22 protein-coding genes are annotated in these 23,318 nt (G+C 69.2%); 13 read left to right on the plus strand and 9 right to left on the minus strand.

Annotation, left to right across the window (positions count from 1 at the left end):
• The first annotated feature begins 107 nt into the window (after nt 1-107).
• The 6 genes from ABD206_RS12860 (at nt 108) to ABD206_RS12885 (ending at nt 6,150) form a co-directional block, all read left to right on the plus strand.
• A complete protein-coding gene (locus ABD206_RS12860) occupies nt 108-704 on the plus strand; it encodes a helix-turn-helix domain-containing protein (RefSeq protein ID WP_344073219.1) in 597 nt (198 codons plus the stop codon).
• Nucleotides 701-1,663: a PDR/VanB family oxidoreductase gene (locus tag ABD206_RS12865; protein ID WP_344073221.1), complete on the plus strand. Its 963-nt coding sequence runs from the start codon at nt 701-703 to the stop codon at nt 1,661-1,663. The genes ABD206_RS12860 and ABD206_RS12865 overlap by 4 nt, the downstream gene beginning before the upstream one ends.
• Nucleotides 1,656-2,975, plus strand: a complete 1,320-nt coding sequence (locus tag ABD206_RS12870) for an amidohydrolase family protein (RefSeq protein ID WP_344073223.1) — start codon at nt 1,656-1,658, stop codon at nt 2,973-2,975. Before ABD206_RS12865 ends, ABD206_RS12870 begins: the two co-directional genes overlap by 8 nt.
• Nucleotides 2,972-4,222, plus strand: a complete 1,251-nt coding sequence (locus ABD206_RS12875) for an amidohydrolase family protein (RefSeq protein WP_344073226.1) — start codon at nt 2,972-2,974, stop codon at nt 4,220-4,222. Before ABD206_RS12870 ends, ABD206_RS12875 begins: the two co-directional genes overlap by 4 nt.
• Complete coding sequence (locus ABD206_RS12880; protein WP_344073228.1) at nt 4,219-5,052, plus strand: creatininase family protein; 834 nt, start codon at nt 4,219-4,221, stop codon at nt 5,050-5,052. Before ABD206_RS12875 ends, ABD206_RS12880 begins: the two co-directional genes overlap by 4 nt.
• 96 nt (nt 5,053-5,148) lie before the next feature.
• The gene (locus ABD206_RS12885) at nt 5,149-6,150 is read left to right on the plus strand and encodes an IS481 family transposase (RefSeq protein WP_344073230.1); all 1,002 of its coding nucleotides are present in this window, start codon (nt 5,149-5,151) and stop codon (nt 6,148-6,150) included.
• 46 nt (nt 6,151-6,196) lie between these two features.
• On the opposite strand, the gene ABD206_RS12890 is transcribed toward ABD206_RS12885, so the two are convergent.
• Nucleotides 6,197-6,913: an SDR family oxidoreductase gene (locus tag ABD206_RS12890; RefSeq protein ID WP_344073232.1), complete on the minus strand. Its 717-nt coding sequence runs from the start codon at nt 6,911-6,913 to the stop codon at nt 6,197-6,199.
• 78 nt (nt 6,914-6,991) lie between these two features.
• Here ABD206_RS12890 and ABD206_RS12895 point away from each other — a divergent pair, with 78 nt between their 5' ends.
• On the plus strand, nt 6,992-7,360 hold the full coding sequence (locus tag ABD206_RS12895) for a winged helix-turn-helix transcriptional regulator (RefSeq protein ID WP_344073234.1): 369 nt from the start codon (nt 6,992-6,994) through the stop codon (nt 7,358-7,360).
• A 49-nt stretch (nt 7,361-7,409) separates the two neighbouring features.
• Nucleotides 7,410-8,114, plus strand: a complete 705-nt coding sequence (locus ABD206_RS12900; RefSeq protein WP_344073236.1) for a TIGR00266 family protein — start codon at nt 7,410-7,412, stop codon at nt 8,112-8,114.
• A 194-nt stretch (nt 8,115-8,308) separates the two neighbouring features.
• Here ABD206_RS12900 and ABD206_RS12905 read toward each other — a convergent pair whose 3' ends face one another.
• A complete protein-coding gene (locus tag ABD206_RS12905; RefSeq protein WP_344073238.1) occupies nt 8,309-8,896 on the minus strand; it encodes a 1,2-dihydroxy-3-keto-5-methylthiopentene dioxygenase in 588 nt (195 codons plus the stop codon).
• A 257-nt stretch (nt 8,897-9,153) separates the two neighbouring features.
• On the opposite strand from ABD206_RS12905, the gene ABD206_RS12910 reads away from it, so the two are divergent.
• The 4 genes from ABD206_RS12910 to mtnK are packed head-to-tail and all read left to right on the plus strand — an operon-like array spanning nt 9,154 to nt 14,076.
• Nucleotides 9,154-10,248 carry a substrate-binding domain-containing protein gene (locus ABD206_RS12910; RefSeq protein WP_344073240.1) on the plus strand — a complete coding sequence of 365 codons (1,095 nt, stop codon included), beginning with the start codon at nt 9,154-9,156 and terminating at the stop codon, nt 10,246-10,248.
• On the plus strand, nt 10,245-11,807 hold the full coding sequence (locus tag ABD206_RS12915; protein WP_344073242.1) for a sugar ABC transporter ATP-binding protein: 1,563 nt from the start codon (nt 10,245-10,247) through the stop codon (nt 11,805-11,807). The genes ABD206_RS12910 and ABD206_RS12915 overlap by 4 nt, the downstream gene beginning before the upstream one ends.
• Nucleotides 11,804-12,853: an ABC transporter permease gene (locus ABD206_RS12920; protein WP_344073244.1), complete on the plus strand. Its 1,050-nt coding sequence runs from the start codon at nt 11,804-11,806 to the stop codon at nt 12,851-12,853. Before ABD206_RS12915 ends, ABD206_RS12920 begins: the two co-directional genes overlap by 4 nt.
• Nucleotides 12,850-14,076: an S-methyl-5-thioribose kinase gene (gene mtnK / locus ABD206_RS12925; protein ID WP_344073246.1), complete on the plus strand. Its 1,227-nt coding sequence runs from the start codon at nt 12,850-12,852 to the stop codon at nt 14,074-14,076. The genes ABD206_RS12920 and mtnK overlap by 4 nt, the downstream gene beginning before the upstream one ends.
• A 15-nt stretch (nt 14,077-14,091) precedes the next feature.
• Here mtnK and mtnB read toward each other — a convergent pair whose 3' ends face one another.
• The 5 genes from mtnB to ABD206_RS12950 form a co-directional block, all read right to left on the minus strand.
• Nucleotides 14,092-14,724 (minus strand): methylthioribulose 1-phosphate dehydratase, encoded by a 633-nt coding sequence (mtnB, locus tag ABD206_RS12930; protein ID WP_344073248.1) that lies wholly within the window; start codon nt 14,722-14,724, stop codon nt 14,092-14,094.
• Nucleotides 14,721-15,431: an acireductone synthase gene (gene mtnC / locus ABD206_RS12935; RefSeq protein ID WP_344073250.1), complete on the minus strand. Its 711-nt coding sequence runs from the start codon at nt 15,429-15,431 to the stop codon at nt 14,721-14,723. The genes mtnB and mtnC overlap by 4 nt, the downstream gene beginning before the upstream one ends.
• Nucleotides 15,428-16,537 (minus strand): translation initiation factor eIF-2B alpha/beta/delta subunit family protein, encoded by a 1,110-nt coding sequence (locus tag ABD206_RS12940; RefSeq protein ID WP_344073252.1) that lies wholly within the window; start codon nt 16,535-16,537, stop codon nt 15,428-15,430. Before ABD206_RS12940 ends, mtnC begins: the two co-directional genes overlap by 4 nt.
• Nucleotides 16,534-17,763: an aminotransferase class I/II-fold pyridoxal phosphate-dependent enzyme gene (locus ABD206_RS12945; protein ID WP_344073254.1), complete on the minus strand. Its 1,230-nt coding sequence runs from the start codon at nt 17,761-17,763 to the stop codon at nt 16,534-16,536. Before ABD206_RS12945 ends, ABD206_RS12940 begins: the two co-directional genes overlap by 4 nt.
• 159 nt (nt 17,764-17,922) lie before the next feature.
• Nucleotides 17,923-20,007, minus strand: coding sequence for a copper-translocating P-type ATPase (locus ABD206_RS12950; protein WP_425561197.1), 2,085 nt, complete (start codon nt 20,005-20,007; stop codon nt 17,923-17,925).
• A gap of 143 nt (nt 20,008-20,150) precedes the next feature.
• On the opposite strand from ABD206_RS12950, the gene ABD206_RS12955 reads away from it, so the two are divergent.
• A complete protein-coding gene (locus tag ABD206_RS12955) occupies nt 20,151-21,647 on the plus strand; it encodes a multicopper oxidase family protein (protein WP_344073256.1) in 1,497 nt (498 codons plus the stop codon).
• Between the two features lie 78 nt (nt 21,648-21,725).
• On the opposite strand, the gene ABD206_RS12960 is transcribed toward ABD206_RS12955, so the two are convergent.
• Nucleotides 21,726-22,703 (minus strand): Gfo/Idh/MocA family protein, encoded by a 978-nt coding sequence (locus ABD206_RS12960; protein WP_344073259.1) that lies wholly within the window; start codon nt 22,701-22,703, stop codon nt 21,726-21,728.
• Nucleotides 22,704-22,793: 90 nt separating this feature from the next.
• Nucleotides 22,794-23,318, minus strand: a complete 525-nt coding sequence (locus tag ABD206_RS12965) for a flavin reductase family protein (protein ID WP_344073261.1) — start codon at nt 23,316-23,318, stop codon at nt 22,794-22,796.

Raw genomic sequence — 23,318 nt, forward strand, 5'->3', positions numbered from 1 at the left:
TCCGGCAAGTAAACGATCGCAAATGTTGATGCAAACACAATTTGTCTTGCTACACTCGCCGACAGGATCACGCGTGCATCCGCGTGTCCGGTTCTGGAGGAGGCCCCGTGACGACGGACCTGAGTGACAGCCGCGCGCTCGGCAGCAGCATCCGTGCTCGCCGGAAGACGGCCGGCCTCACCCTCGTGCAGCTCGCGGATGCCGCCGAACTCAGCCACTCGTTCCTGAGCCAGGTGGAACGGGGTCACGCGAGCCCCAGCCTGGAGTCGCTCGCGCGCATCGCGCGGGCGCTGGGATCGAGTCAGGTCGAACTGCTCAGCGGGACGACCGCCGCCGGTGCGGGGCCCCGCATCGAGCTGACGCGCGCGGACAGCCCGATCGGACTCTACGGCCGCGGTCACGCACGCATCCTCGCCACCGGCGACACCCGCTTCACGCCGATGGACTACAGCTCGTCGTCGCAGGAGCACGAGGATTTCTACACGCACGATGAGGACGAATTCGTTTTCGTCGTGTTCGGCCGGGTGCGCGTGGACTTCGGCGAGCACGGTGAGCACCTTCTCGCGTCCGGCGACTCCGTCTACTTCCCCGGAGGTCTTCCGCACCGCTGGGCGAGCATCGACGGATCGGCCTACCGTCTCATCGTCGTGAAAGAGCGGATCTCTCCCACTGGCACCCCCTTCCGAGAGGATGACGAGCAATGAGCTTCTTCAGCGACGTCGAGCGCGAGATGCAGGTGCGGGGCACCGAACTGATCGCGGACGACATTCTGATGATCGAGATCGTTCCGACCAACGGACGCCCACTGCCGCTCTGGGAGCCCGGCGCCCACATCGACCTGCGCCTGCCCGGCGGCACCGAGCGCCAGTATTCGCTGTGCGGCGTCCCGGCTGAACGCGGCTTCTGGCGCATCGCGGTGTTGCGCGAACCTGAGGGGCGCGGCGGCTCGGTCGCCGCCCACGATCTCAGCGCGGGCCAGATCATACGGGTGCGCGGCCCGCGCTCGCACTTCGCTTTCACCCCGCCCGTGGCGGGGGAGCGGGTCAGTCTCGTCGCCGGCGGCATCGGCATCACGCCGATCCTGCCGATGGTGCACGCCGCGGCATCCACCGGTGCCGACTGGAGCCTCGACTACGCCGTGCGTTCGGGCGCACGGGCCGCCTTCGCGGCGGAGCTCGCCGATGCGTACGGCGAACGCGTGCGGCTCCACGACGCCTCGACCGGTGCACGACTGGATGTCGCCGCCGTTGTCGCGGAGCGGGGCGAGGGCCGCATCTGGGCGTGCGGGCCGACCAGGCTCCTGGATGCGCTCGGCGACGCGGCCTCGGGGCTGGAGGAGGGCGTGCTGCACACCGAACAGTTCGTGGCCGGCGAGCTGGCCGCACCCGTGCGGCCGGGACCCTTCGAGGTGGAGCTGGCCTCCTCGGGTGAGGTCCTCACGGTCCCGGAGGACAAGAGCGTGCTCGAGGTGCTCGAGGAGAACGACGTGTTCGTCGTCTCCTCCTGCCGCGAGGGCACGTGCGGCACCTGCGAGACCATGGTGCTCGAGGGGGAGGTCGACCATCGCGACGCGATCCTGACCCCCGGCGAGCGCGCCGAGAACACCCTCATGATGGTCTGCGTCTCGCGCGCCGCGTGCCCGAGGCTGGTGCTGGATGTCTGAGGCTGCCACCCCGCACGCGCTGGTCGTCCGTGGTGCCGAGGCCGTGGTGGTCGACGGCGCAACCTCGCGCACAGGTGATCTTGTCGTCATTGACGGCACGGTCGTCGACGCGCTTCCCGCCGGCGTCGCCGCCGACATCATCGACGCCGCGGGCTGCATCGTCACCCCGGGTCTGGTCAACGCCCACGCGCACTTGCTGCAGACCGCCTTCCGCACACTTCCCGGCACTCGTGGTGTGCCGATGCGCGAGTGGCTGCAGCTCATGAACGCCGCCTACGCCGCCGCGGCGGTGGATGCCGAACTGGCGGGGCTTGCCGCCCGCGCCGGCGCCGCGGAGGCGGCCCTGTACGGCGTGACGACGATCGCCGACCATCAGCTGCACTGGCCGAAGGACGCCTCGAGCGTCGCTATCGCGAAGGCCGTCGTCGATGGCACCGCCGGGGTCGGCATCCGCCTCGTCCACGTGCGAGGGAGCGCCGCAGACGACCCCGAGACCGCCGCCGCCTCGGCGGAGGACATCGTGAACGCGCTGCTGCCCGGGACGAGCACCGGCATCAGCGCCGATGGCACGCTGCAGCTCGGCGTGGGCCCTGCCGGCGTCCACTCCGACAGCCCCGAGACCTTCCGCCTGTTCGGTGAGGTCGCAGCCCGCTACGGCCTGGTGCGCCGCACCCAGGCCAACGAGGTGGTCGACGTCGACATCGCCCGCGAGCGCTACGGTCGGCGTCCCCTCGACCTGCTCGAGGACTGGGGCTGGCTTGCCCCCGACGTGACGATCGCGCACCTCTGCGCCATCACCGACGACGAGCTGGCCCGGGTCGCCGCATCCGGCGCCGCCGCCACCCACGCCCCCGGCTGCGACGTCGTCATGGGGTGGGGCGTGGCTCCGGCCGGCGCGTTGCACAATGCAGGAGTTCGCGTCGGTCTCGGCACGAGCGGCGGGGGCAGCAACGACGCCGGGCACCTGCTCGCGGACGCTCGTCTGGCGATGCAGGTCTCTCCCTTGTCGGGGCATGCACTGACGGCCGAGGACGTCCTCACGATGGCGACCGCGGGCTCCGCCGATGGTCTCGGCCGACCGGAACTCGGTCGGCTGACCCCCGGTTCTGCCGCGGATTTCTGCGTCTGGGATGTCTCTGGTGTCGCGGATGCCGGCGTCGGCGACGTGGTCGCGGGGCTGTTGTGGACATCGCCCGGCAGGCGCCCGCGGGATGTCTACGTGGCCGGTCGCGAGGTCGTGGCAGACGGCGTGCTCGTGCAGGATAGCGAGCGAGAGATCGCCGCGGACCTGCATCGGAGGGTCGGGCGATGAACGCCGAACTCCTGCATTGTGCACGGCTGGCCTCGGGTGAGCTGGTCGACGTGCGGATCGTCGACGGGCTCGTGGCGGAGATCGACGAGGCCGGATCCCTCGAGGGCTCGGCCGGTGGCGCCGTGCTCGACCTTGACGGCGCACTGCTGCTCCCCGCGGCGGCCGAGCCGCACGCCCACCTCGACAAGTCCCAGTCGTGGGATGCGATTCAGCCGCCCCTCGGTGACCTGCCCAAGGCCGTGCGCAGTTGGCACGACTTCGCCGGGATCCTCACCGAGGACGACATCGAACGTCGGGCGCTGTCGACACTGCGCCGGATGGTGCGTGCCGGCTTCACCGCGGTCCGCACGCACGCTGACCTTCTGCCCGGTGACGACCCGGTGCGTGGCATCCGCGCCCTGGCCCGGGTGAAGCAGCGCGTCGCCGAGGTGCTGGACCTGCAGATCGTCGTCCTGGGTCTTGCGGACAAGCCCACGGAGGTCTTTGCGGCCGCACTCGATGCCGGAGCCGACCTTGTCGGCGGTGCGCCCCACCTTTCCCCCGACCCGATCGCGGACCTCCAGCGGCTGGTCGCGCTGGCCGCGGAGCGCGGCATCGGGATGGATATCCACACCGACGAGAACCTCGACGGCCCGATCACGATCGACACCTACGCCGCATTGACGCGCGGGTGGGAACAGCCCCGAACGGCGAGCCACTGCAGCCGGCTGTCGACGTTCAGCCCGCAGCGCCTCGCCGAGGTCGCCGCCGCGCTGCGCGATGCCGACATCGGGGTCGTGGCGCTGCCCATCACGAACCTCTACCTGCAGGGCCGGGATGCCGCCACGACCGGTCCTCAGGGGCGCGGGATCGCCCCGATCGGCGCCCTTGCTGCGGCCGGTGTGCGCGTCGCCGCCGGCGCAGACAATGTGCGCGACCCCTTCAACCCCGTCGGGCGCTGCGACCCGTTCGAGACGTCATCCCTGCTCGTCGCGGCCGCCCATCTCGCGCCTGCTGACGCGCTCGCCGCCGTGACGACCGGAGCGCGCGACGTGCTCGGGCTCCCCGCGGCGGGCCCGCACGTCGGTGCGGTGGCCGATCTGGTGGCGGTGCGGGCGGTATCCATCGAAGAAGCGATCGCCTACGCCCCCGCCGAACGGACCGTGTTCCGTCGGGGACGCGTCATCGCGCGCACGCGCGTCGAGCACGATTCGGCCCAGGAATTGGACGGCGCCCCCGGCGCTGTAGGAGAGGAACGCATCAGATGAGTGAGATCACGACCGACGAGGGCCGCCGTGCGCGCGCCTTCGCGACTCTGCCGTTCACCGAGATCGAGAAGCGGATCACCGCCGACTCGCTGCTCGTTGTCCCGGTCGGTGCGATCGAGCAGCACGGCGCGCACCTGCCGCTGAACACCGACGCGGTCGTCTCCGAAGAGGTCGCGGCGGCGGCCGTTGCGCGAGCGGTCGATGCCGGCGTCGATGCGTGGCTCCTGCCGCCGCTGCAGATCACGAAGTCCGACGAGCACGACTGGTCGGCGGGCACCCTGTGGCTGAGTGAGTCGACGATGATGCAGACCCTCATCGACCTCGGGCGTTCGGTCACCGCGACCGCCGCCCGCACGCTGGTCTTCGTCAACGGTCACGGCGGCAACGTCGGGCCGCTCGCGGTCGCGTGTCGCGAGCTTCGGCGCAGGTTCGGCCTGCGCACCTTCGCCATGCCGGCAGCCCTTCGCGCCCCTGCGCCGTGGACGGATGCGGCCGGAACGGTGCACGGCGGCCAGGAAAACGGCATGGACATCCATGCCGGCTTCTGCGAGACCAGTGTGATGATGCACCTGCGACCCGATCTCGTGGACGCCGGCGCCTTCGCGCGCAACGTCCCGGACTGGCTCGCCGAATTCGACGACATCCGCTTCAACGGCGGGTTCGTCTCCTTCGGCTGGACCAGCGACGACTTCGGGCCCAGCGGTGTGATCGGAGACCCGACCGGCGCGACCGCGGCTGCCGGTGCCGAGATCTTCGCCGGGAGCGTCGCGAAGGTCGCCGGCGCACTCGCGCAGATCCAGCGCGCGGCCGCGCACCTTCCGCTTCGCTAGGTGTACTTCCCCGGCAGGTTGTGAACGGCTGGGGTAGCGAAGACCTCCGGGCAGGATGTGGGTTACCACACTCGCATCCTGACCACGGAGGTCTTCGTGTCTCACGCTAACGCGCCTTTGACGCCGGAAGGGCGTCGTCGCCTTGCTGTTCTCGTCGTTCATCGGAGCTGGTCGCTGCGCCGCGCGGCGGAACGGTTCCAGTGCTCGCCGGCGACGGCGAAGCGATGGGTGGGCAGGTATCGGGCCGGGCTGCCGTTGATCGATCGCAGCTCGAGGCCGGAATCGTCGCCGAACCGCTTGCCGCGGAAGACGGAGCACCGGATCGTCTCGTTGCGGTTCACTCGCCGGTGGGGTCCGCACCGGATCGCGTACCACCTCCGGTTGCACCGCTCCACGGTCGGGCGGGTTCTCGCCCGGTACCGGATGCCGAAGCTCGCGAACATCGATCAGGCCACCGGGCTGCCGGTCCGCAAGTCGAAGCCGAAGCGCTACGAAGTCGACAAGCCGGGGCGACTCGTGCACGTTGACATCAAGAAGCAGGGCCGAATCCCCGATGGCGGTGGCTGGCGTGTTTACGGCCGTGGATCCACGCAAGACCGCCGCGCCGGTGTCGCGAGGGACCGTGTCGGGCGGGCCGGCGCGGCCAGCACTCGCGGCTACCGCTACCTCCACCACGCCGTCGACGACCACTCGAGGGTGGCGTACTCGGAGATCCTCGACGACGAACGCAAAGAGACCGCAGCCGGGTTCTGGACACGCGCGAACACGTTCTTCGCCAGCCTCGGCGTGGCTGTCACCGCCGTGATGACAGACAACGGCGCGTGCTACCGATCACACGCCTTCGCGGACGCCTTGGGCGAGAACGTGACGCACAAATGGACCAAGCCCTACCGGCCGCAGACCAACGGCAAAGTCGAGCGATTCAACCGCACCCTCGCCGCCGAGTGGGCCTACGCCAAGCCCTACGCCAGCGAAGCCGAACGAACCGCCGCCTACGAGACCTGGCTGCATCACTACAATCACCACAGACCCCACACCGGCATCGGCGGCCAAGCCCCCTCAGCCCGCGTTCACAACGTCACGGGGAAGTACGCCTAGGCGAGGTGAAACAGTCCGCCGCTGACTGCGTAGGAATTGGCGGTCATCAGTGGCGCGCTCCGCCTTCGAGGTGAATCGTCTCGCCCGACAGATAGGTGCTGCACAGCATCCAGATCACCGCATCGGCGATGTCATCTCTCGTGCCGGCGCGGCCCGCCAAGCTCCCCTCGACGCCGGTGCGGAACAGGGCGTCGCGCGCGGTCTCCGGCAGTGCATCCCAGGTGCCGGAGTCGATGATTCCCGGAGAAATCGCATTGACGCGCAGGGGTGCGAGTTCAACCGCGAGGTGGGGGCGAGGAACGAGACGGCGCCGTTGGTGACGCCCATGATCGTTGCTCCCGCCGAGGGATTCCACGCTGCCACACCCGAGAACAGGACGAGTGAGCCGGTCGGGGGGCATGAGAGGCGCGAAGTGCTTGGCCACCAGAAGCGGCCCGATGATCTTGGTCTCGAACGCGGCGGCCGCCTTGTTGCGCTCGATCTGCACGACGGGAACATTGTGGTGTGCGGATACGGTGATGACCACGTGATCGACGTGACCGATCTCCGCGGCGGCGAAGGCGATCGAGGACTCGTCGGTGAGGTCGATGTGCATGGCGCGGGCTCGGGGCAGCTCCGCGGGCTCGGCGGCTGCGAGTGCGTCATCCCGTGCGCCGATGACGACTTTCGCACCCTCGGCGGCTGCGGCACGGGCCACGGCAAGGCCGAGGGGCTTCGCGCCGCCGATGATGAGGACTGTCTGATCGAGAAGACCTGAGGACATGGGGAGACTCCGTTCGTGAGGCCGCGGTCCATTTTTCGCTCGTAGGATCGGTTATTTCAAAGGAACCGAGGAACCGACATGGCGCGTGCGTACAACGTTCTGGCGCCAACATGCCCGAGCAGCCGACTGCTGCACCGCATCGGTGCGCGGTGGACGATCTTCATCCTCGCGGTGCTGTCGGATGGGCCCGCGCGCTTCTCGGTCTTGCGCGAGAGCATTCCCGGCATCACATCGAAGGTGCTCACCGAGAGCCTGCGGAGTCTGGAACGGGATGGCCTGATCGAGCGTGCAGAAATCGACACCGTGCCGGATGGTGCCGAGTACGCGATGGCTCCGCTCGGCTGGTCACCGTGGGGTCCGTTGAACGGTGGGCGGGAGTGGGCCGAGACGCACGTACCGGACATCGAGGCCGCGCAGGCGCGCGCCGATGTCGGCGACGTCGCGTAGACGGGTCCCTGGTAGACGCTCGGTGCGCCGCCGTCCTACGCTGACGGCCATGGACAACAAGGTGCACGGGACGACGATGCCGGTTCTCGAGCTTTCTCTCAGTTCGGGTGAGAGTGTGCTCGCTCAGGGCGGTGACGTGTCCTGGCTCTCGCGCGGCTTCGACATGCACACCTCTACCGGTCTCGGCTCGGGCGGCGGCGGATTCCTCGGTGGTCTCAAGCGGATGATCGGCGGCGGCCAGCTCTTCCTGACGCAGTACACGGCACCCGCCGGCGGCGGCCAGCTCGCCTTCGCGGCGAGCATGCCGGGCACGATCCGGGAGATCACGATCGATTCGGCCGACAGCTTCATGATCCAGAACGGCGCGTACATGTGCAGCACCCCCGAGATCGAGATCTCGGTGGGCCTGCAGAAGAAGCTCGGCGCGGGCATCTTCGGCGGTGCGGGAGTGGTGTTCCAGAAGTTGCAGGGTCACGGCACCGCGTGGGTGCAGCTGTCGGGCGAGCTCGTCGAGTACGAGCTTCAGGCCGGCCAGTCGATGCTTGTGCACCCGGGTCACCTCGCGATGTTCCGCGCCGAGATGCCGCTGGAGTTCGCGACGGTGAAGGGCATCAAGAACAAGTTCTTCGGCGACTCGCTGTTCCTGGCCGAGATCCACGGCCCCGGTCACATCTGGCTGCAGTCGATGACCCCCGACAAGCTCGCCGCGGCCATCGAGCCCTACCTGCCCGACCGCGGCGGCGACAACCGCTGACGCCGAGCGCGGCATCCACCTCGCGAGCGTAGGACAAATCGCCGCGACAGGACGACACGCCGGGCATCCATCCTACGCCGGCGATTTCTCCTACCCCCGCGAGGTGGCTCGCGCGGAGGAGTCCCGAGACTGCCGGCGCGGTCAACACAGAAGCACCCGTCCCCTGTGGGAGGACGGGCGCTTCTGCATGGATGTCAGACCGCGGCGAGCTCGGCGCGGCGGGCGTGCAGCTGGTCGAAGGTCGCGAACGACTCGGCGATCGGGTTGCCGGTGAAGTGGCCGACCCAGCCGTCGTCGTCGTGGAAGAAGCGGATCGAGGTGAACTCGGGCGAGGTGCCCATGTCGAACCAGTGGGTCGTGTTCGCCGGCACCGACACCAGGTCGCCGGGCTCGCAGTACAGGGCGTGCACCTTGCCGTTCACGTGCAGGTAGAACACGCCCGCACCCTTCGCGAAGAACCGATCCTCGTCGTCGTCGTGCTTGTGCTCCGAGAGGAACTTCTGGCGCGAGGCGACCTTGACCTCGTCGTAGTTCTCCTGCGCGGGGGACAGGCCCACGATGTCGACCAGGGTGTAGCCCTCGGTCTGCTTGACGTTCTCGACCTCGTCGGCGTAGAGGGCGAGGACCTCGTCCAGGCTCGCACCCTCGGGGATCTCCTGCACCTCCCACTCCGAGAAGCGGGCGCCGAGCTTCGTGAGCTCCGCCAGGATCTCCGCACGGTCAGTCGTCTCGACGATCGGGGTCGTCGGGTCGCTCTCGTTCCAAATGGTCAGCAGCGTCATTCTGATCTCCTCGTGCGCGTGATCGTGGGCTGGCGTGCCATAGTGCGCGGTTCTGCGCGCGAGCACACTGTCGATTGTGGTCAGGCTGCTCGCCGACCGCACGTTCGGGTGTCATATTGCGCCCTCCCGCGTAACATTCCGCAACCGCGTTTTGGCTCCTCCGGCCTCTCGGCGCTTGACTGCGGGAGCCGCGCCGGATGCCTCGACACAGCACGACGAGCTCCGCAGCGCTTCCCGCACCGAGAAACGGACCCACCATGACCCTTCGCATCACGCCCCGTGGCGTCGCCGGCGCTGTCGCCGCGACCGTCGCCGCGTCGCTTCTACTGGCGGGCTGCTCGCAGCAGACGTCGACCACCGATGAGGCCACGACCGCACCGGTCGCTGAGAATCTTCCCGCCCCCTTCGACGGTGACCCCGTCCAGGTAGCCCTTGTGCAGCAGTCCGGTGCCGGTGACTTCTTCACCGCGTGGACGGCGGGTGCGAAGGCTCAGGCCGAGGCGATCAACATCGAGCTGACCGTCACCGATGCCCGCAACGACAACGCGAAGCAGGCCTCCGACCTCGAGCAGGCCATCGCCTCGAGCCCCGACGCGATCATCATCGACCACGGCCAGACCGACACCCTGGAGCCGCGCATCCGTGACGCCGTCGACGCCGGGATCCCTGTCATCGTGTACGATCTGGCGCTGGAGAACACCGACGGCGTGATCATCACCTCCCAGTCGGATGCCTCGATGGCCGAGGGCGTGCTCGACCAGCTCATCGCCGATGTGGGCGAGGGTGCAAAGGTGGGCCTGGTCAACGCCGAGGGCTTCGCGCCGCTGGATCGTCGCCAGGCGGTCTGGGACGAGTACGTCGCCGAGTACGACCTCGACGAGCTCTTCTTCACCGGCGAGGTCACCGAGTCCACCGCGACCGACAACATCCCGCTCGTGGATGCCGCGCTCAAGCAGCACCCGGACGTGCAGGCGATCTTCGCGCCCTACGACGAACTAACCAAGGGTGCTGTCCAGGCCGTCATCCAGAACAATCTGCAGGACTCGGTCAAGGTGTACGGCATCGACATCTCCAATGCCGACATTGAGGTCATGACCGCTGGCGGCAGCCCGTGGGTGGCCACCAGCGCGACCGACCCCGCCGCCGTGGGTGCCGCGGTCGTGCGCGCCCTCGCCCTGTCGCTGGCCGGCGAGATCGAAGAGACCGAGGTGCAGTTCCCGGCGGTCACCGTCACGCAGCAGTTCCTGCTCGACAACGGCATCAGCAACGTCGCGGCGCTCCGCGACGCCGAGCCGGGCCTGCTGCTGAACGACTTCCTCACCGCAGACTGGCTGCCCGCCGTTTCACAGTGACGAACGACACGCATCACGCCGCTGAGACGGGCGACCACGAGGTCGTCCGTCTCAGCGGCGTCGGCGTGCGTTTCGGCACCAACCGGGTGCTGGAGGATGTCTCCCTCGGCCTCGCGGCCGGTAGCATCACCGCGCTGCTGGGCACCAACGGCGCCGGAAAGTCGACGCTGATCGGCGCGATGTCGGGGGCGAACCCCCACTACACCGGGCAGATCGCTCTCGCCGGGGTGGTGCGCCACCTCTCTTCCCCCGCGGTCGCCCGCAGGCACGGCATCGAGACCGTGCATCAGCGCATCGCGGACGGCATCGTGCCGGGGCTGTCGGTGGCAGACAACGTCCTGCTCACGGATCTCGCCTCCGGCGGGCACCGCCTTGTCCGCCGATCCTCCTCCCTGCGCGAGGCGCGACGGGCCCTGGCTCGACTCGGGCTGGAGTGGAGCGACGAGGTGCTGACCGCGGATGCCGCAAGGCTCGGAACATCCGATGCCCAGCTGCTGATCCTCGCCCGCGCCCTGCGCTCGACGCCGAAGGTGCTGATCCTCGACGAGCCGACCTCTGCGCTGACCGCCGCCGAAGCCGATCGATTGTTCGAGGTCATCCGAGACCTGCGCGCCGCGGGGCTGTCGATCGTGTTCGTCAGCCACCGCTTCGGCGAGATCGAGCGTCTCGCCGACCGCATCGTCGTGCTGCGCGACGGCGCGGTCGCCCTCGACGTGCCGCGTCCCTTCGACTGGCACGCGGCGCTGGAGGCCATGCTCGGGGTCCCCACCGAACTCCAGCAGCACGTCACGGAGCCTCTCGCTGCGGGGCCGGTCGTGCTCGAGCTTCGCGACGCCGCGGTCGTCCCTTCGGCCGCCCCCCTGTCGCTGCGCGTCCACGCGGGACAGGTCACCGGCATCCTGGGCCTGCTCGGAGCAGGCAAGACAGAGCTCGCCGAGACCATCGCGGGACAGCGACACCCCGCCGGCACGAAGATGACGCTCGACGGTGAGATCTTCGCCCCCGGGACACCCGCCGCCGCCATCGCGCAGGGGGTCGTCCTCGTGCCCGAGGACCGGCAGCGCGACGGCATCCAGCCCGGGTGGTCGATCTCCCAGACCGTGGGACTCCCCGTGCTCGCCGAGATCACCGACCGGCTCGGGATCGTCCGCACGCGTCGGGAGAACGCGCTCGGCGAGGATGTCATCGACCGCTTCGGCGTCGTCGCGACCTCGGCGCAGACGCCGGTCGATGATTTGTCGGGCGGCAACCAGCAGAAGGTCATCGTCGGCCGGTGGCTGCGCACCGGCCCGCGCCTCGCGCTGCTGGACGAGCCCTTCCGTGGCGTCGACATCGGCGCGCGGCGCACCATCGGCGATGCGGCCCGAGACCAGGCGCGCGCCGGTCGCGCCGTGGTCGTCCTCTCCAGCGACGTCGATGAGATCCTCGAGGTCGCCGACCGCATCATCGTCCTGGTCCAGGGGAGCATCGCCCTCGACATCCCCGCCGGCACCCGCCCGCGCGACGAGATCGTCGCCGCGCTCCTGGACGATCCGCACCACCAGAAGGAGTCCGCATGAACAGCCAGGCTGTCGTCGCAGGCCGCGCCGGCCTGGGCGAAAGCGTCGCCCGCGGCGTCGCCAAGTGGGGCTTCGTCGCCGTCACCGTCGCGATGATCCTCTACTTCGTCATCACCGAGCCCAATTTCCGCACGATCGACAACGCGTTCGGCATGTTGAAGTACATCGCCCCGGTGGGGATCGCGGGGCTCGGGGTGACACTTGCGATGACGGTCGGCGGACTCGACCTCTCGGTGGGCGCCAACGCCGGTTTCGCGGTCTCGATCGCGGCCTGGACCCTGGTCGTGGCCGGTCAGGTCGGCGCCGTGTCGGTGACCGTTGTACTCGTCTCCGGTGCGCTCATCGGAGCCGTCAACGCGGCCCTCGTCGTGTTCGCGAAGATCCCCGACTTGCTGGCGACGTTGACGACGATGTTCATCGTCGTGGGGCTGAAACTGATCATCGTGGACGGCAAGTCGATCTCGTCGCAGATGATGCTGCCGGACGGATCCACGGCACCGGGCCGCTTCACCGAGGACTTCCTCTGGTTCGATCGCGGTGCGATCGGTCCGGTCTCGGTCCCGGTGATCCTCTTCTTCGTCCTGACGGTGCTCGTCTGGTTCATCCTCGAGCGCACCCGCTGGGGTCGTGGGCTCGCGGCGGTGGGCTCCAATGCGAAGGCCGCGCGCCTGGCCGGTGTGAAGGTGCGGGCCTACCGCGCTGCCGCGTACATCGGATGCGGCATCCTCGCCTCGATCGCGGGACTGCTGCTGGCGGCGCGCATCGGACAGGGGGACGTCTCGGCGGGGAACTCCCTGCTGCTGGACTCGGTCGCTGTCGCGCTCGTGGGGGTCTCGGTGCTCGGCATCGGCCGACCGAACGCGTGGGGCACGGCTCTTGGAGCCGTGCTCATCGCGGTCATGGTCACGGGCTTCTCGATGGCGGGTCTGCCGTACTACTACCAGGACTTCGGCAAGGGCCTCGTGCTGCTGATCGCACTGCTGTTCAGCTTCACGTTCCGTCGCCGCGCCACCACGATCGTCGCCGGGAGCACCACCGCATCATGACCACCGCATCCACTGGCACCGCACCCGCGCAGCTGAGCGTCGACTCCGTCCCTGCATTTCTGCAGACCCACCCCGAGCTTGCCGGCCCGGTCGACCCCGCCGCGATCGCCGACGTGCGCGAGGTCGGCGACGGCAACCTGAACCTGGTGTTCATCGTGACCGACGCCGCAGGAAACGGCGTGGTCGTCAAGCAATCGTTGCCGCATGTGCGCGTCGACCCGTCGTGGCCCATGACCCGGTCCCGCACCCGCCGCGAGGCGTTCGTCCTCGGTCAGCATGAGCGGATCGATCCCGGGCATGTTCCCGCGATGTACGGCTTCGACGACGACGAGATCGTCCTGACGATCGAGGACCTCAGCGACCACGCCGTCTGGCGCACCGAACTCAACGAAGGTCGCCTTCACCCGTACGCCGCCGCCGAGCTGGGGCGATACGTCGGCGCCACCGCCTTCGCGACGAGCGTATTCGGCACCCCGGGCCCCGAGCGTCGCCGCCTGGTCGCCGCCGGTACCAACCCTGAGCTGAGCGAGATCACCGAGGACCTCGTCTTCACCGAGCCGTACGTGGAGCACGAGCACAACGTGTGGCTTCCCGAGAACGACCCCGACGTCGCAGAGCTGCGCGCGGACCGTGCGTTCGTCCACGAGATCGCCCTGGCCAAGCTCCGCTTCCAGGAAGACACCCAGAGCCTCATCCACGGCGATCTGCACACGGGATCCGTGTTCGTCCGCGCCGATGCTGACGGTGCCGGTGGATCGGTGCGCGCGTTCGATTCCGAATTCGGCACCTACGGCCCGACGGGCTTCGATCTCGGCGCGGTCTGGGCGAACCTCATCCTTGCATCGGCTCGCGCGCGCGTGCAGGGGCGGGATGCCGACGCCGACCTCCTGCTGCAGCTGCCGGTCGAGCTGATCGACGCTTTCGAGGCCGAGTTCCGCTCCCACTGGCACGAGCGGGTCGATGCGCGCGTGTTCGGCGACGCGATCCTGGACGCCACCCTCGAGCGCATCCGCTCGGATGCGGCGATCTACGCTGCGGCCAAGGCGGTGCGTCGCATCGTCGGGTTCTCGAAGGTATCCGACATCCAGACCCTGCCCGAGCCTGAGCGCGCGCTCGCGGCCCGCTGGGTGCTGCGCACGGCCCGCGCCCTCGGGGTTGCGCGGCTCGCGACGACGGACGTGCACCAACTCGTCGCGGTCACCGCCGCCGTCCCGTTCGTCTGAAAATCGTACGGGCCGTCAGGCGGTGGCGACGGTGAACCGCAGTAGCCACTCCACGATCTCGAGGTGGTGGCGCGCCTGCAGGCGGTCCGTGCCCCAGGCGTACATGCCGTGCCCGGCGACGATCATGGCGGGGACCTCCGGCACCTCGGCGGTGGCGGGCAGGTAGACCTCGTCGAAGCGCCCGGCCTCGACCGCCATTTCCTGGTGGTTCTGGATGACGGGGATGACGACGGTCTCGTCGTGGGCCAGGTGCCCGATCCCCTTGAGCATCTCGAGGTCGCGCAGCTCGACGCCGCCCGGCCAGCGGTGGCCGGCGATGACGGCATCCATCGCGTGCACGTGGTAGACCGCGTTTGCTCCGGTGCGGGCGGCGATGTGGGCGTGGAGGCCCGACTCGGCCGACGGCCGACGGGGGTCGGAGGAATCGGCGGCCGCTCCGTGGGCGTCCACGAGCACGACATCCGCGGGGGTCAACTCCGACTTGTCGAGGCCCGAGGCCGTCACGGCCAAGAGGAGCGGGTCGCGGTCCACGACCAGCGACAGGTTGCCGGAGGTGCCGCGCATCCAGCCGAAACCCGAGAAGCGACGCGCCTCGTCGGCCAGCGCCGCGCCGGCAGCGTGCAGCACGTCCGCGTCGATGATGCTCACCGGGTCACCTCGATCTCGGCGAAGTCGTGCACGGATGCCGCGGCGAACGCCGCGCCTTCCCACGGCTCTCCGGCACGGTCCAGGGCGATGACCTGCCACCCGGCGTCGAGGGCGGCCGCCACTTCCTCCGGGTGGTCGGTGAGGAACAGGATGCGGCCCGGCGCCAGGTCGAGCGCGGCGGCGATCTTCGCGTACGACTCGGCGTGCTTCTTGGGGCCGGCGTTGACGGTGTCGAACCATGCTTCGATCAGCGGGCTGAGATCGCCCTGGGGTGCGTGCCGGAACCACGGTTGCTGTGAGGCCACCGACCCCGACGAGTAGACCGCGAGCCGGATGCCGCTCTCGCGCCACGCGCGCAGCTGCGGCGGGACGTCATCGAAGAAGTGCGAGTGGATCTCGCCGCGTGCGAAACCCTCCGCCCAGATGATGCCCTGCAGCGTCTTCAGCGGCGTCGACTTCACGTCGGTGGCCATGAGCCCCCGAAGCGCCTCGGCGACCTCGGCGTCGGTGGCGTCCGGGGCGAGGCCCGTCTCGGCGATCGCCTGCGCGCGGGCCTGCGCCACCGTGGGGTGTGTGTCAGCACGCGCGAGCACCTCGTCCAGTCGTGGACGGGCGTGGTCATAGAGGTCGCCGAGGATGAACCCGGCGGCACTCGTGGTGCCCTCCAGGTCCACCACGACGGCATCGGCGGAGATCACAGCGGTCATTGATCGGCTCCCAGCACGGTGTCGGGGGAGAGCGGCGGCGCGGCCATCGCCTCGGGGTCGGTCGTGAAGTAGTCGGCCATCCGGTCGGGCCGGAACGCGCCGCGCGAGGTGGCGATCCACGACACCAGCCGCGGCGGTGCGCAGTCGAAGGCGGGATACCAGGCGTCGGTGACGAGCTCACTCGCGGTGCGGTTCCCGAGTACTTCGAGCACCTCGCGTGGATCGCGGTCCTCGATGACGACATCCGCGCCGGTGGGGGCTTCTGGGTCGGGTGCTTCGACGAGCCCGATGAACGGGATGTCGAAGGCGTGGGCGGCGGCGGCGATGCCGAGGGTCCCGACTTTGTTGATCACGGACCCGTCCATGGCGACCCGGTCGGCCGCGGTGAGGGCGGCGTCGATCGCGCCCGACCCTGCCCCGCGGGGAGAGGACAGTGCGGCGGCGGCCATCCCGTCGGTGATGAGGGTCACATCGTTGTCGAGCTCTCGCAGCGAATGGGCGGTGAGTCTGGCGCCCTGCAGGTAGGGCCGGGTCTCGGTGGCGACCCATGTCAGTTCGGTGCCGGCCTCCTCCGCGGCCCGGACCACGCCGAAGAGGTACGCCTCGGCCCAGCAGTGGGTGAGGATCGTCGCGCGCCGGGGGAGGAGGCCGACGGCGGCTCGGCCGAGGCGCAGCCCCGCGTCGCGGTAGTCGGCCTCGAAGCGGCGGGCCTCGTCGATCGCGAGTTCCACGAGTTCTGGGGTGGATGTCGCCGCCTCTGTGCGGCGCAGCACGGCCTCCACGGCATCCTTCGGATGCTTGTTCGTGGGACGCGCGTGGGCGAGGGCGTCCCCGGCTGCGGCGAGGCGTGCACGGGCGACGGGAAGATCCTCGTCCCGGGCCTGGAACGCGGCCAGCGACATCCCGGCGCACGCGGCGTAGAGCGGTCCCGAGCTCTGCGTCACCATGTCGCGGATGGCGCTCGCCACCTCCTGCGGCGAGTGCGCGACGACCCACTCGACCCGCGAGGGGAACACACGGCGATCGAGGATGCGGACGGTCTCGCCGTCCCAGACGACGGAGTCCTCGAGGGTGGCGGATCGCGAGTGGGCGCTGCGGTCGGTCATCTGATGCTCACGGTCGGAAGCGTGATCTGCGCCAGACGGTCGATCATCTCGCGCAGAGTGTCGTCGTCCAGGGTCAGTCCGAGGCGGATGTGACCGCGTCCGCGCGAGCCGAACCCGTCGCCGGGACCGACCGCGACGCGGGCTTCTTCGCGCAGGATGCGCGCGAACTCGACGGCATCGCCGGAGATCCGCACCCACACGAAGAAGGTGCCGACCGAGTCGATGACATCCCAGCCGATCGCGCGGAGCCCGTCGACGACGATGGTGCGACGCCGCTCGTACACCGCGACGATCTCGTCGACCACCGACTGGTCGCCGGTGAGGGCGGCGGCGGCGGCCTCCTGGGTGGCGCCGAAGATGAGGCTGTACGCGTGGGCCTGGTAGCGGCGCATCGCGTCGATGATCGAGGGGTTTCCGGCGGCGTAGCCGACCCGCCACCCGGCCATGCTGTAGGTCTTCGACACCGTCTGCAGCTCGACCGTGCGCTCGGTATCCCGATCCACCGAGAGTGCCGACAGCGGTCGAGAGCCGCCCGCGCCCAGCGCCGAGTAGGCGAAGTCGTGGATGAACGCGGCGCCGACCCGGCGGGAGAAGGTGAGGGCATCCTCGAAGATTTGACGGGTGGCGACCGCGCCGGTGGGGTTGTTGGGGTAGTTCAGCATCAACACGCGCGCCTCGTCGAGGTCGCGCAGCGCGTCGAAGTCGGGGGCGTAGCCAGGCTCGACGAGCGGAAGGGTCGCGATCGTCGCTCCGGCAAGGTCCACTCCCGAGAAGTACATCGGGTAGCCGGGGTCGGGAAGGACCACGGTCGATCCGGGATCGGCCAGTGCGATGATCGCCGCCATGAGGGCTTCGTGCGATCCGCTGAAGGTGACGACCTGGGAGTCGGGGTCGAGGTCGACGCCGTGGTCTTCGCGGTAGCGCATCGCGATCGCCTCGCGCAGCGGGGCGTAGCCGGTGAACGCGTTGTACCGGTGGTGGCTGGGGTTCGCCACGGCGCGCTGCATCGCCTGGACGATGTGCGGCGGGGTCGGCAGATCCGGGCTCCCCTTGGAGACATCGATCATGCGCGGGCCGGGCTCTGCCGACAGGCGTGCGACCTCGCGGTCGATGGCATCCCAGAAGTTCAGGGGCAGCGCATCCACTCGGGCAGCGGGCGCGAAGTGGACCGGCGGTGTCCGCTCGGGCATCTGAACCTCCTGCTCGACGGTCGGCCGACCGTTCATGCTAGCCCGCCCACGCCCGAGTCCCCCTCTGTGAGTCGCCGTATGACGCCCACCCCCAACTCGCCGAGTTGCACCTCCCCGCGCCGAGTTGCACTTCCCTCAGCCGAGTTGCACTTCCCTCAGCCGAGTTGCACCTCCCTCAGCCGAGTTGCACTCCATTCATCGCTCGAAGATGCGAGCCACGATTGCTTCGGGTGCCAGGTCCTGACGCCGCAGCAACTGCGCGTTGAGCGCGACCACGACAGTGGACGCCGACATCAGGATCGCGCCGACCGACATCGGCAGCACGAACCCGATGGGCGCCAGGATGCCTGCGGCAAGCGGCACCGAGATGAGGTTGTAGCCCGCCGCCCACCACAGGTTCTGCTGCATTTTGCGATACGCCGCGCGGGAGAGATCGATGACCGAGAGCACCGAACGCGGGTCGGAGGTGGCGAGGATCACCCCGGCCGAGGCGATCGCGACATCCGTGCCGGCGCCGATCGCGATGCCGACATCGGCCTGGGCGAGCGCGGGCGCGTCGTTCACGCCGTCGCCGGCCATTGCGACCTTCTTGCCCTCGCTCTGAAGCTCCCTGACCTTGTCGGACTTGTCCTTCGGGCGCACCCCGGCGTAGACGCGGTCGATCCCGAGCTCGGCGGCCACGGCGCGCGCGACGGGTTCGGCATCCCCGGTGATCATGACGACCTCGACACCCAGAGCGTGCAGGGCATCGACCGCCGCGTGGGATTCCGGCCGGACCTCGTCCGCCAGCGCGAGCGCACCGATGACCTCCCCGGCACGGACGACGTGCAGCACCGTCGCACCGTCATCGTGCCAGCCGGATGCGGCATCCAGGCCGCGCGCCTCGAGCTGTTCGAGCAGGCGTGGCCCACCGACGCGGACCTCTGCGCCGCTGATCGTCGCCGTCACGCCGACGGCGGGTGCCGAGGTGAACCCCGTCCCCGTGGGGACCTCACGTCCGGCATCCGTCGCTGCGCGAACGATGGCGAGGGCCAATGGATGCTCGCTGTCGGCCTCCGCTGCAGCGGCCAGCGTGAGAACCTCGTCGTCCGACACACCGCCGATGGAGGCGACACCGGTCACCGCCGGCTCGCCCTTGGTGAGGGTGCCGGTCTTGTCGAACAGCACGGCGTCCACGGTGCGCATGCTCTCCAGCGCCAGGCGGTCCTTCACCAGCACGCCGCCGCGGGCTGCCCGCTCGGTCGCGATCGAAACGACCAGGGGAATGGCCAGCCCCAGCGCGTGGGGGCACGCGATCACGAGGACGGTGATCGTGCGGATGACGGCGGTGTCGGCATCCCCGAGCATCGTCCAGACGACCGCCGTGATGACCGCGGCGCCCAGCGCGAACCAGAACAGCCATGCCGCGGCACGGTCGGCCAGCCGTTGGGCGCGCGAGGACGAGTTCTGCGCGTCGGTCACCAGACGCCGGATGCCGGCGAGCATCGTGTCATCGCCGGTCGCAGTGATCTCGATCCGCAGGCCGGAGTCGGTCGCGACCGTGCCGGCGGTGACGCTGTCGCCTGTCGCGCGGGTCGTGGGGCGGGATTCGCCCGTCACCATCGACTCGTCCATGTCGGCGCGCCCGTCGATGATGCGCCCGTCTGCGGGAACGCTGCCGCCCGGGCGTACGATCACGACGTCACCGACGCGAAGCTCCGCGGGGGAGACCTTCAGGACCTGATCGCCGTCGACGCGCTCCGCCTCGTCGGGGAGGAGCGCTGCCAGCGAGTCCAGGGCTGAGGTGGTCTGCGCGAGTGAACGCATCTCGATCCAGTGGCCGAGCAGCATGATGACGATCAGCAGCGCGAGCTCCCACCAGAACTCGAGTTCGTGATGCAGGATGCCGAGGGTCGCCCCCCACGAGGCGAAGAAGGCGACCGTGATCGCCAGCCCGATGAGCAGCATCATTCCGGGTCGGCGGGAGCGCAGCTCGTCCACAGCACCGGTCAGGAACGGCCAGCCGCCCCAGAGGTACATCACGGTGCCGATCACGGGGCCGATGAGCAGCGCCCACGACGGAACGCTGTATCCGATCAGCATGGCGAACATGGGGGAGAAGCCCACGACCGGAACGGCGAGGATCAGGTTGATCCAGAACAGGCGGCGGAACCGGCCGACGTGGTCGCCGTGACCGGCGTGATCGCCATGGCTCGTGTGTCCGTTGCCCATGGCCGCGTGGTCGGGGTGCTCGTCGTGGTGGCCGTGCATCATCGCGTGATCGTGGCGCTGGTCGGACATGGTGTCGCTCCTGCGGTCAGGTTGTCGTCCTCGCGTGGAACAGGATACCCCCTGAGGGTATTCCGTGACAGGGTGGCGAGTGCGGCGTAGGATCGTCATCACCTCATACCCCAGTGGGTATTCCGCGCGGGAGGGAGCGTCGCATGGGCGAAGGAATCACCCGCCGACAGGCGCTGACGATCGGTGGTGTCGGTGCGGGCGTCGTTGTCATCGTCGGTGCGGGGCTGGCCACCAGTGGCCTCGGTGGGAGCCAGGATTCCGGCGCGACGAGCACCCCACAGCCGGACCCCACCGTGGCTCGCTCATCGTCTGGCGATGCGGCTGTCGCCTGGGTCGAACCGGCCGTCCTGACCTCCGCGGGCGGCATCCTTGAGATCGATCTGGACGTCGCCGAGTCCGAGGTCGTCGTCGGCGGTGCGACCCAGCGCATGCTCACGTTCAACGGCACGGTCCCCGGCCCCACCCTGCACCTGCATCCCGGCGATCGCCTGCTGGTGCACCTGCACAACGGGTTGGGGGAGGCGACGAACCTCCACACCCACGGACTGCTCGTCTCGGCGTCCGGCAACAGCGACAACCCCTTCGTGCACATCGAGCCGGGTGAGAGCTTCGACTACGAGATCGTGCTGCCCGATGACCACCCCGCCGGCGTGTGCTGGTATCACCCCCACCATCACGGGATGGTCGCCGATCAGCTTTTCGGCGGCCTCTACGGGGCGATCCTCGTCGACGAGGATGATTGGACGGATGCTGCGCCCCGAGTCGCCGTCGTCTCCGACGTGACCTTCTCGGGCGGCGCGGTCGCCGAGGTCACCAATGCCGAGCGGCGCGTCGGTCGAACGGGTGACGTGCTGCTGGTCAACGGTCAGCCCCGGCCCGAGCTGCGCGCGCCGACCGGTTCGGAACAGCGGCTGGTCATCGTGAATGCGTGCGCGAGCAGATACCTCGACCTGCAGCTCGCCGGTCTCTACGCGCGGCTGCTGGGCATCGACACCGGCCACGTCGACGAGGCGGTGACGACTCTGTTCCTCGTCCCCGGGAATCGTGCCGACGTCGTCCTCACCATGCCCGACTCCTCGGCATCCGTCACCACCGCTGCCTACGAACGTGCGCAGGGAGGCATGGGCGGCGGCATGATGGGCGGCGCGTCCACGCTCTCGCCCGAGACACTCGTGCTCACCCTGACACCCGACTCTGCCGCGCCCGCGCCGTCGGTCCTGCCCTCGACCACGACCAACCCGCCGGACCTTCGAAGCGCGACCCTCGACGGATCGCGCACCCTCACGATGAGCATGGGCATGGGCGGTGGCGCCGGGATGCAGTTCCTCATCGACGGTGCGGAGTTCGATCCCGACCGCATCGATCAGTCGGTCGCGCTGGGCGCTGTTGAAGAGTGGACGATCCGCAACGTCTCGCCGATGGATCATCCCTTCCATCTGCACATCTGGCCGATGCAAGTCCAATCGGTCGGCGGGGTCGCCACGAGAGGCATGGATGTTCGCGACGTCGTCAACGTCGCCCCGAACTCAGAGGTCGTGGTGCGGCTCTTCTTCGACCGATTTCCCGGGAAGACCCTCTACCACTGCCACATCCTCGACCATGAGGATCTCGGCATGATGGGCGTCATCGAGGCGAGCTGACCCGTTGTGTGTCGGCCGCTGTTCGCACAGCGCCCCACCGCTGGAGTGTCGCCTGCGTACGGTGCGACCGCACCGCGACTATGCGGAAGTGACGCTCGAGCGGCAGGACTCGATGATGCGCAGCACCGCACCCGTCAGTGCCTGGTCGCGCGTGGGATCTGCGTCGGTCGAGATGAGCTCGACGAAGCGCGCGACCTCGCCGAGCAGACTGTGCTGGGGCAGGTCGAGGTGGTGCTCGCTGACCTCTCCGTTTCGGCGGGTGAGGGTCACGCGGCGGGCGCTCGCGATGTGGTCGATCGTGAGCGTGCCGTCCTCGCCTTGGAGCTCGCTCGGCAGCCGTGAGGTGGTGATCTTCGAAAAGTCGAGGGCGACGTAGGACCCGTCGTAGCCGAGCACGATGTGACCGGCCCCCTCGACACCGGAGCGCACCGGGAGGAGGGTCGCGCTGACCGTCTCGGGCTCACCGAAGAGGGTGAGCGCGGCGCGGATCACGTAAACGCCGAGGTCGTTCACTGCACCGCCGCCCATCTCGGGCGCGAACATGTTCACGTACTCGCCGGCGAGCACCTTGTCGTAGCGTGACGATCGCGACTGGTAACGCAGGGTCGCCGAGCGCAGCACCCCGATCTCGGGCAAGAGCGATCTGACGAGCGCGGTGCCCGGATCGTACTCGGTGCGCATCCCCTCGAACAGCAGTACGTCGGCTGCGGATGCGGCATCCACCAATTCGTCCCATTCGGCGGCCGCGAGGACCGCCGGCTTCTCGACGAACACGTGTTTTCCGGCCGTGATCGCGGCGCGCACCTGCGCCGCGTGGGCGGAGTTGGGGCTGCCGACGTACACCGCGTCGATGTCGACGCGCGAGAGCAACGCGTCGAGGTCGTCGCCCGCCAGGGGAGCGCCGATCCCCGCGGCGTAGGAGCGCGCCTTGGCGAGATCGCGCGAGAAGACGGCCTCGATGCGGATGCCGTCGGTGTCCCGCACGGCGTCGGCGAACATCCCCGTGATCATGCTGGTGCCGATGGTCAGGACGCGGATGTCAGAGGTCGAGCTCACCCGCCCGACACTACCGCCGCCACACACACCGGTGGCCGGGAGTGGGCCTGACGCCCCGCCCCCGGCCACCGGTAGCTGTATCCCCGAGCGTCAGCTGGCGAGCTGGTCGGCCTCGCGCAGGTGCCGGTAGCTGCCCTTGAAGAACAGCAGCGGCTCGTGGCGGTGCCACTCGGCGGGGCTCATCTCGACGACCTTGCCGATCACGATCATGTGATCGCCGGCCTCGTGCTCGGCCCAGATCTCGCAGTCGACCCACATCAGGGTGTCGGCGATGATCGGGTTGCCGGAGGCTGCGGGCGCCCAGTCGATGCCGGCCCACTTGTCGGTGCCCTTGCGGGCGAACTGGCTCGAGATGTGGTGCTGGTTGTGCGCGAGCACGTTGACGGCGAACTTGCCGTCCGCGGCGATGCGCGGGTAGGTCGTGGATGTCTTCATCACGCTGAACGAGACCAGCGGCGGGTCGACCGAGACCGAGTAGAACGACTGACAGGTGAACCCGACGGGTTCACCGCCTTCGTGACCCGAGACGATCGTGATGCCGGATGCATAGTGGCCGAGGGTGTCTCGGAAATGGCGGGCATCAAAGGTTGTGGGCGTGGTGACGGACTGCGACAT

Source organism: Microbacterium sediminicola, assembly GCF_039531125.1.
Taxonomy (GTDB): Bacteria; Actinomycetota; Actinomycetes; order Actinomycetales; family Microbacteriaceae; genus Microbacterium; species Microbacterium sediminicola.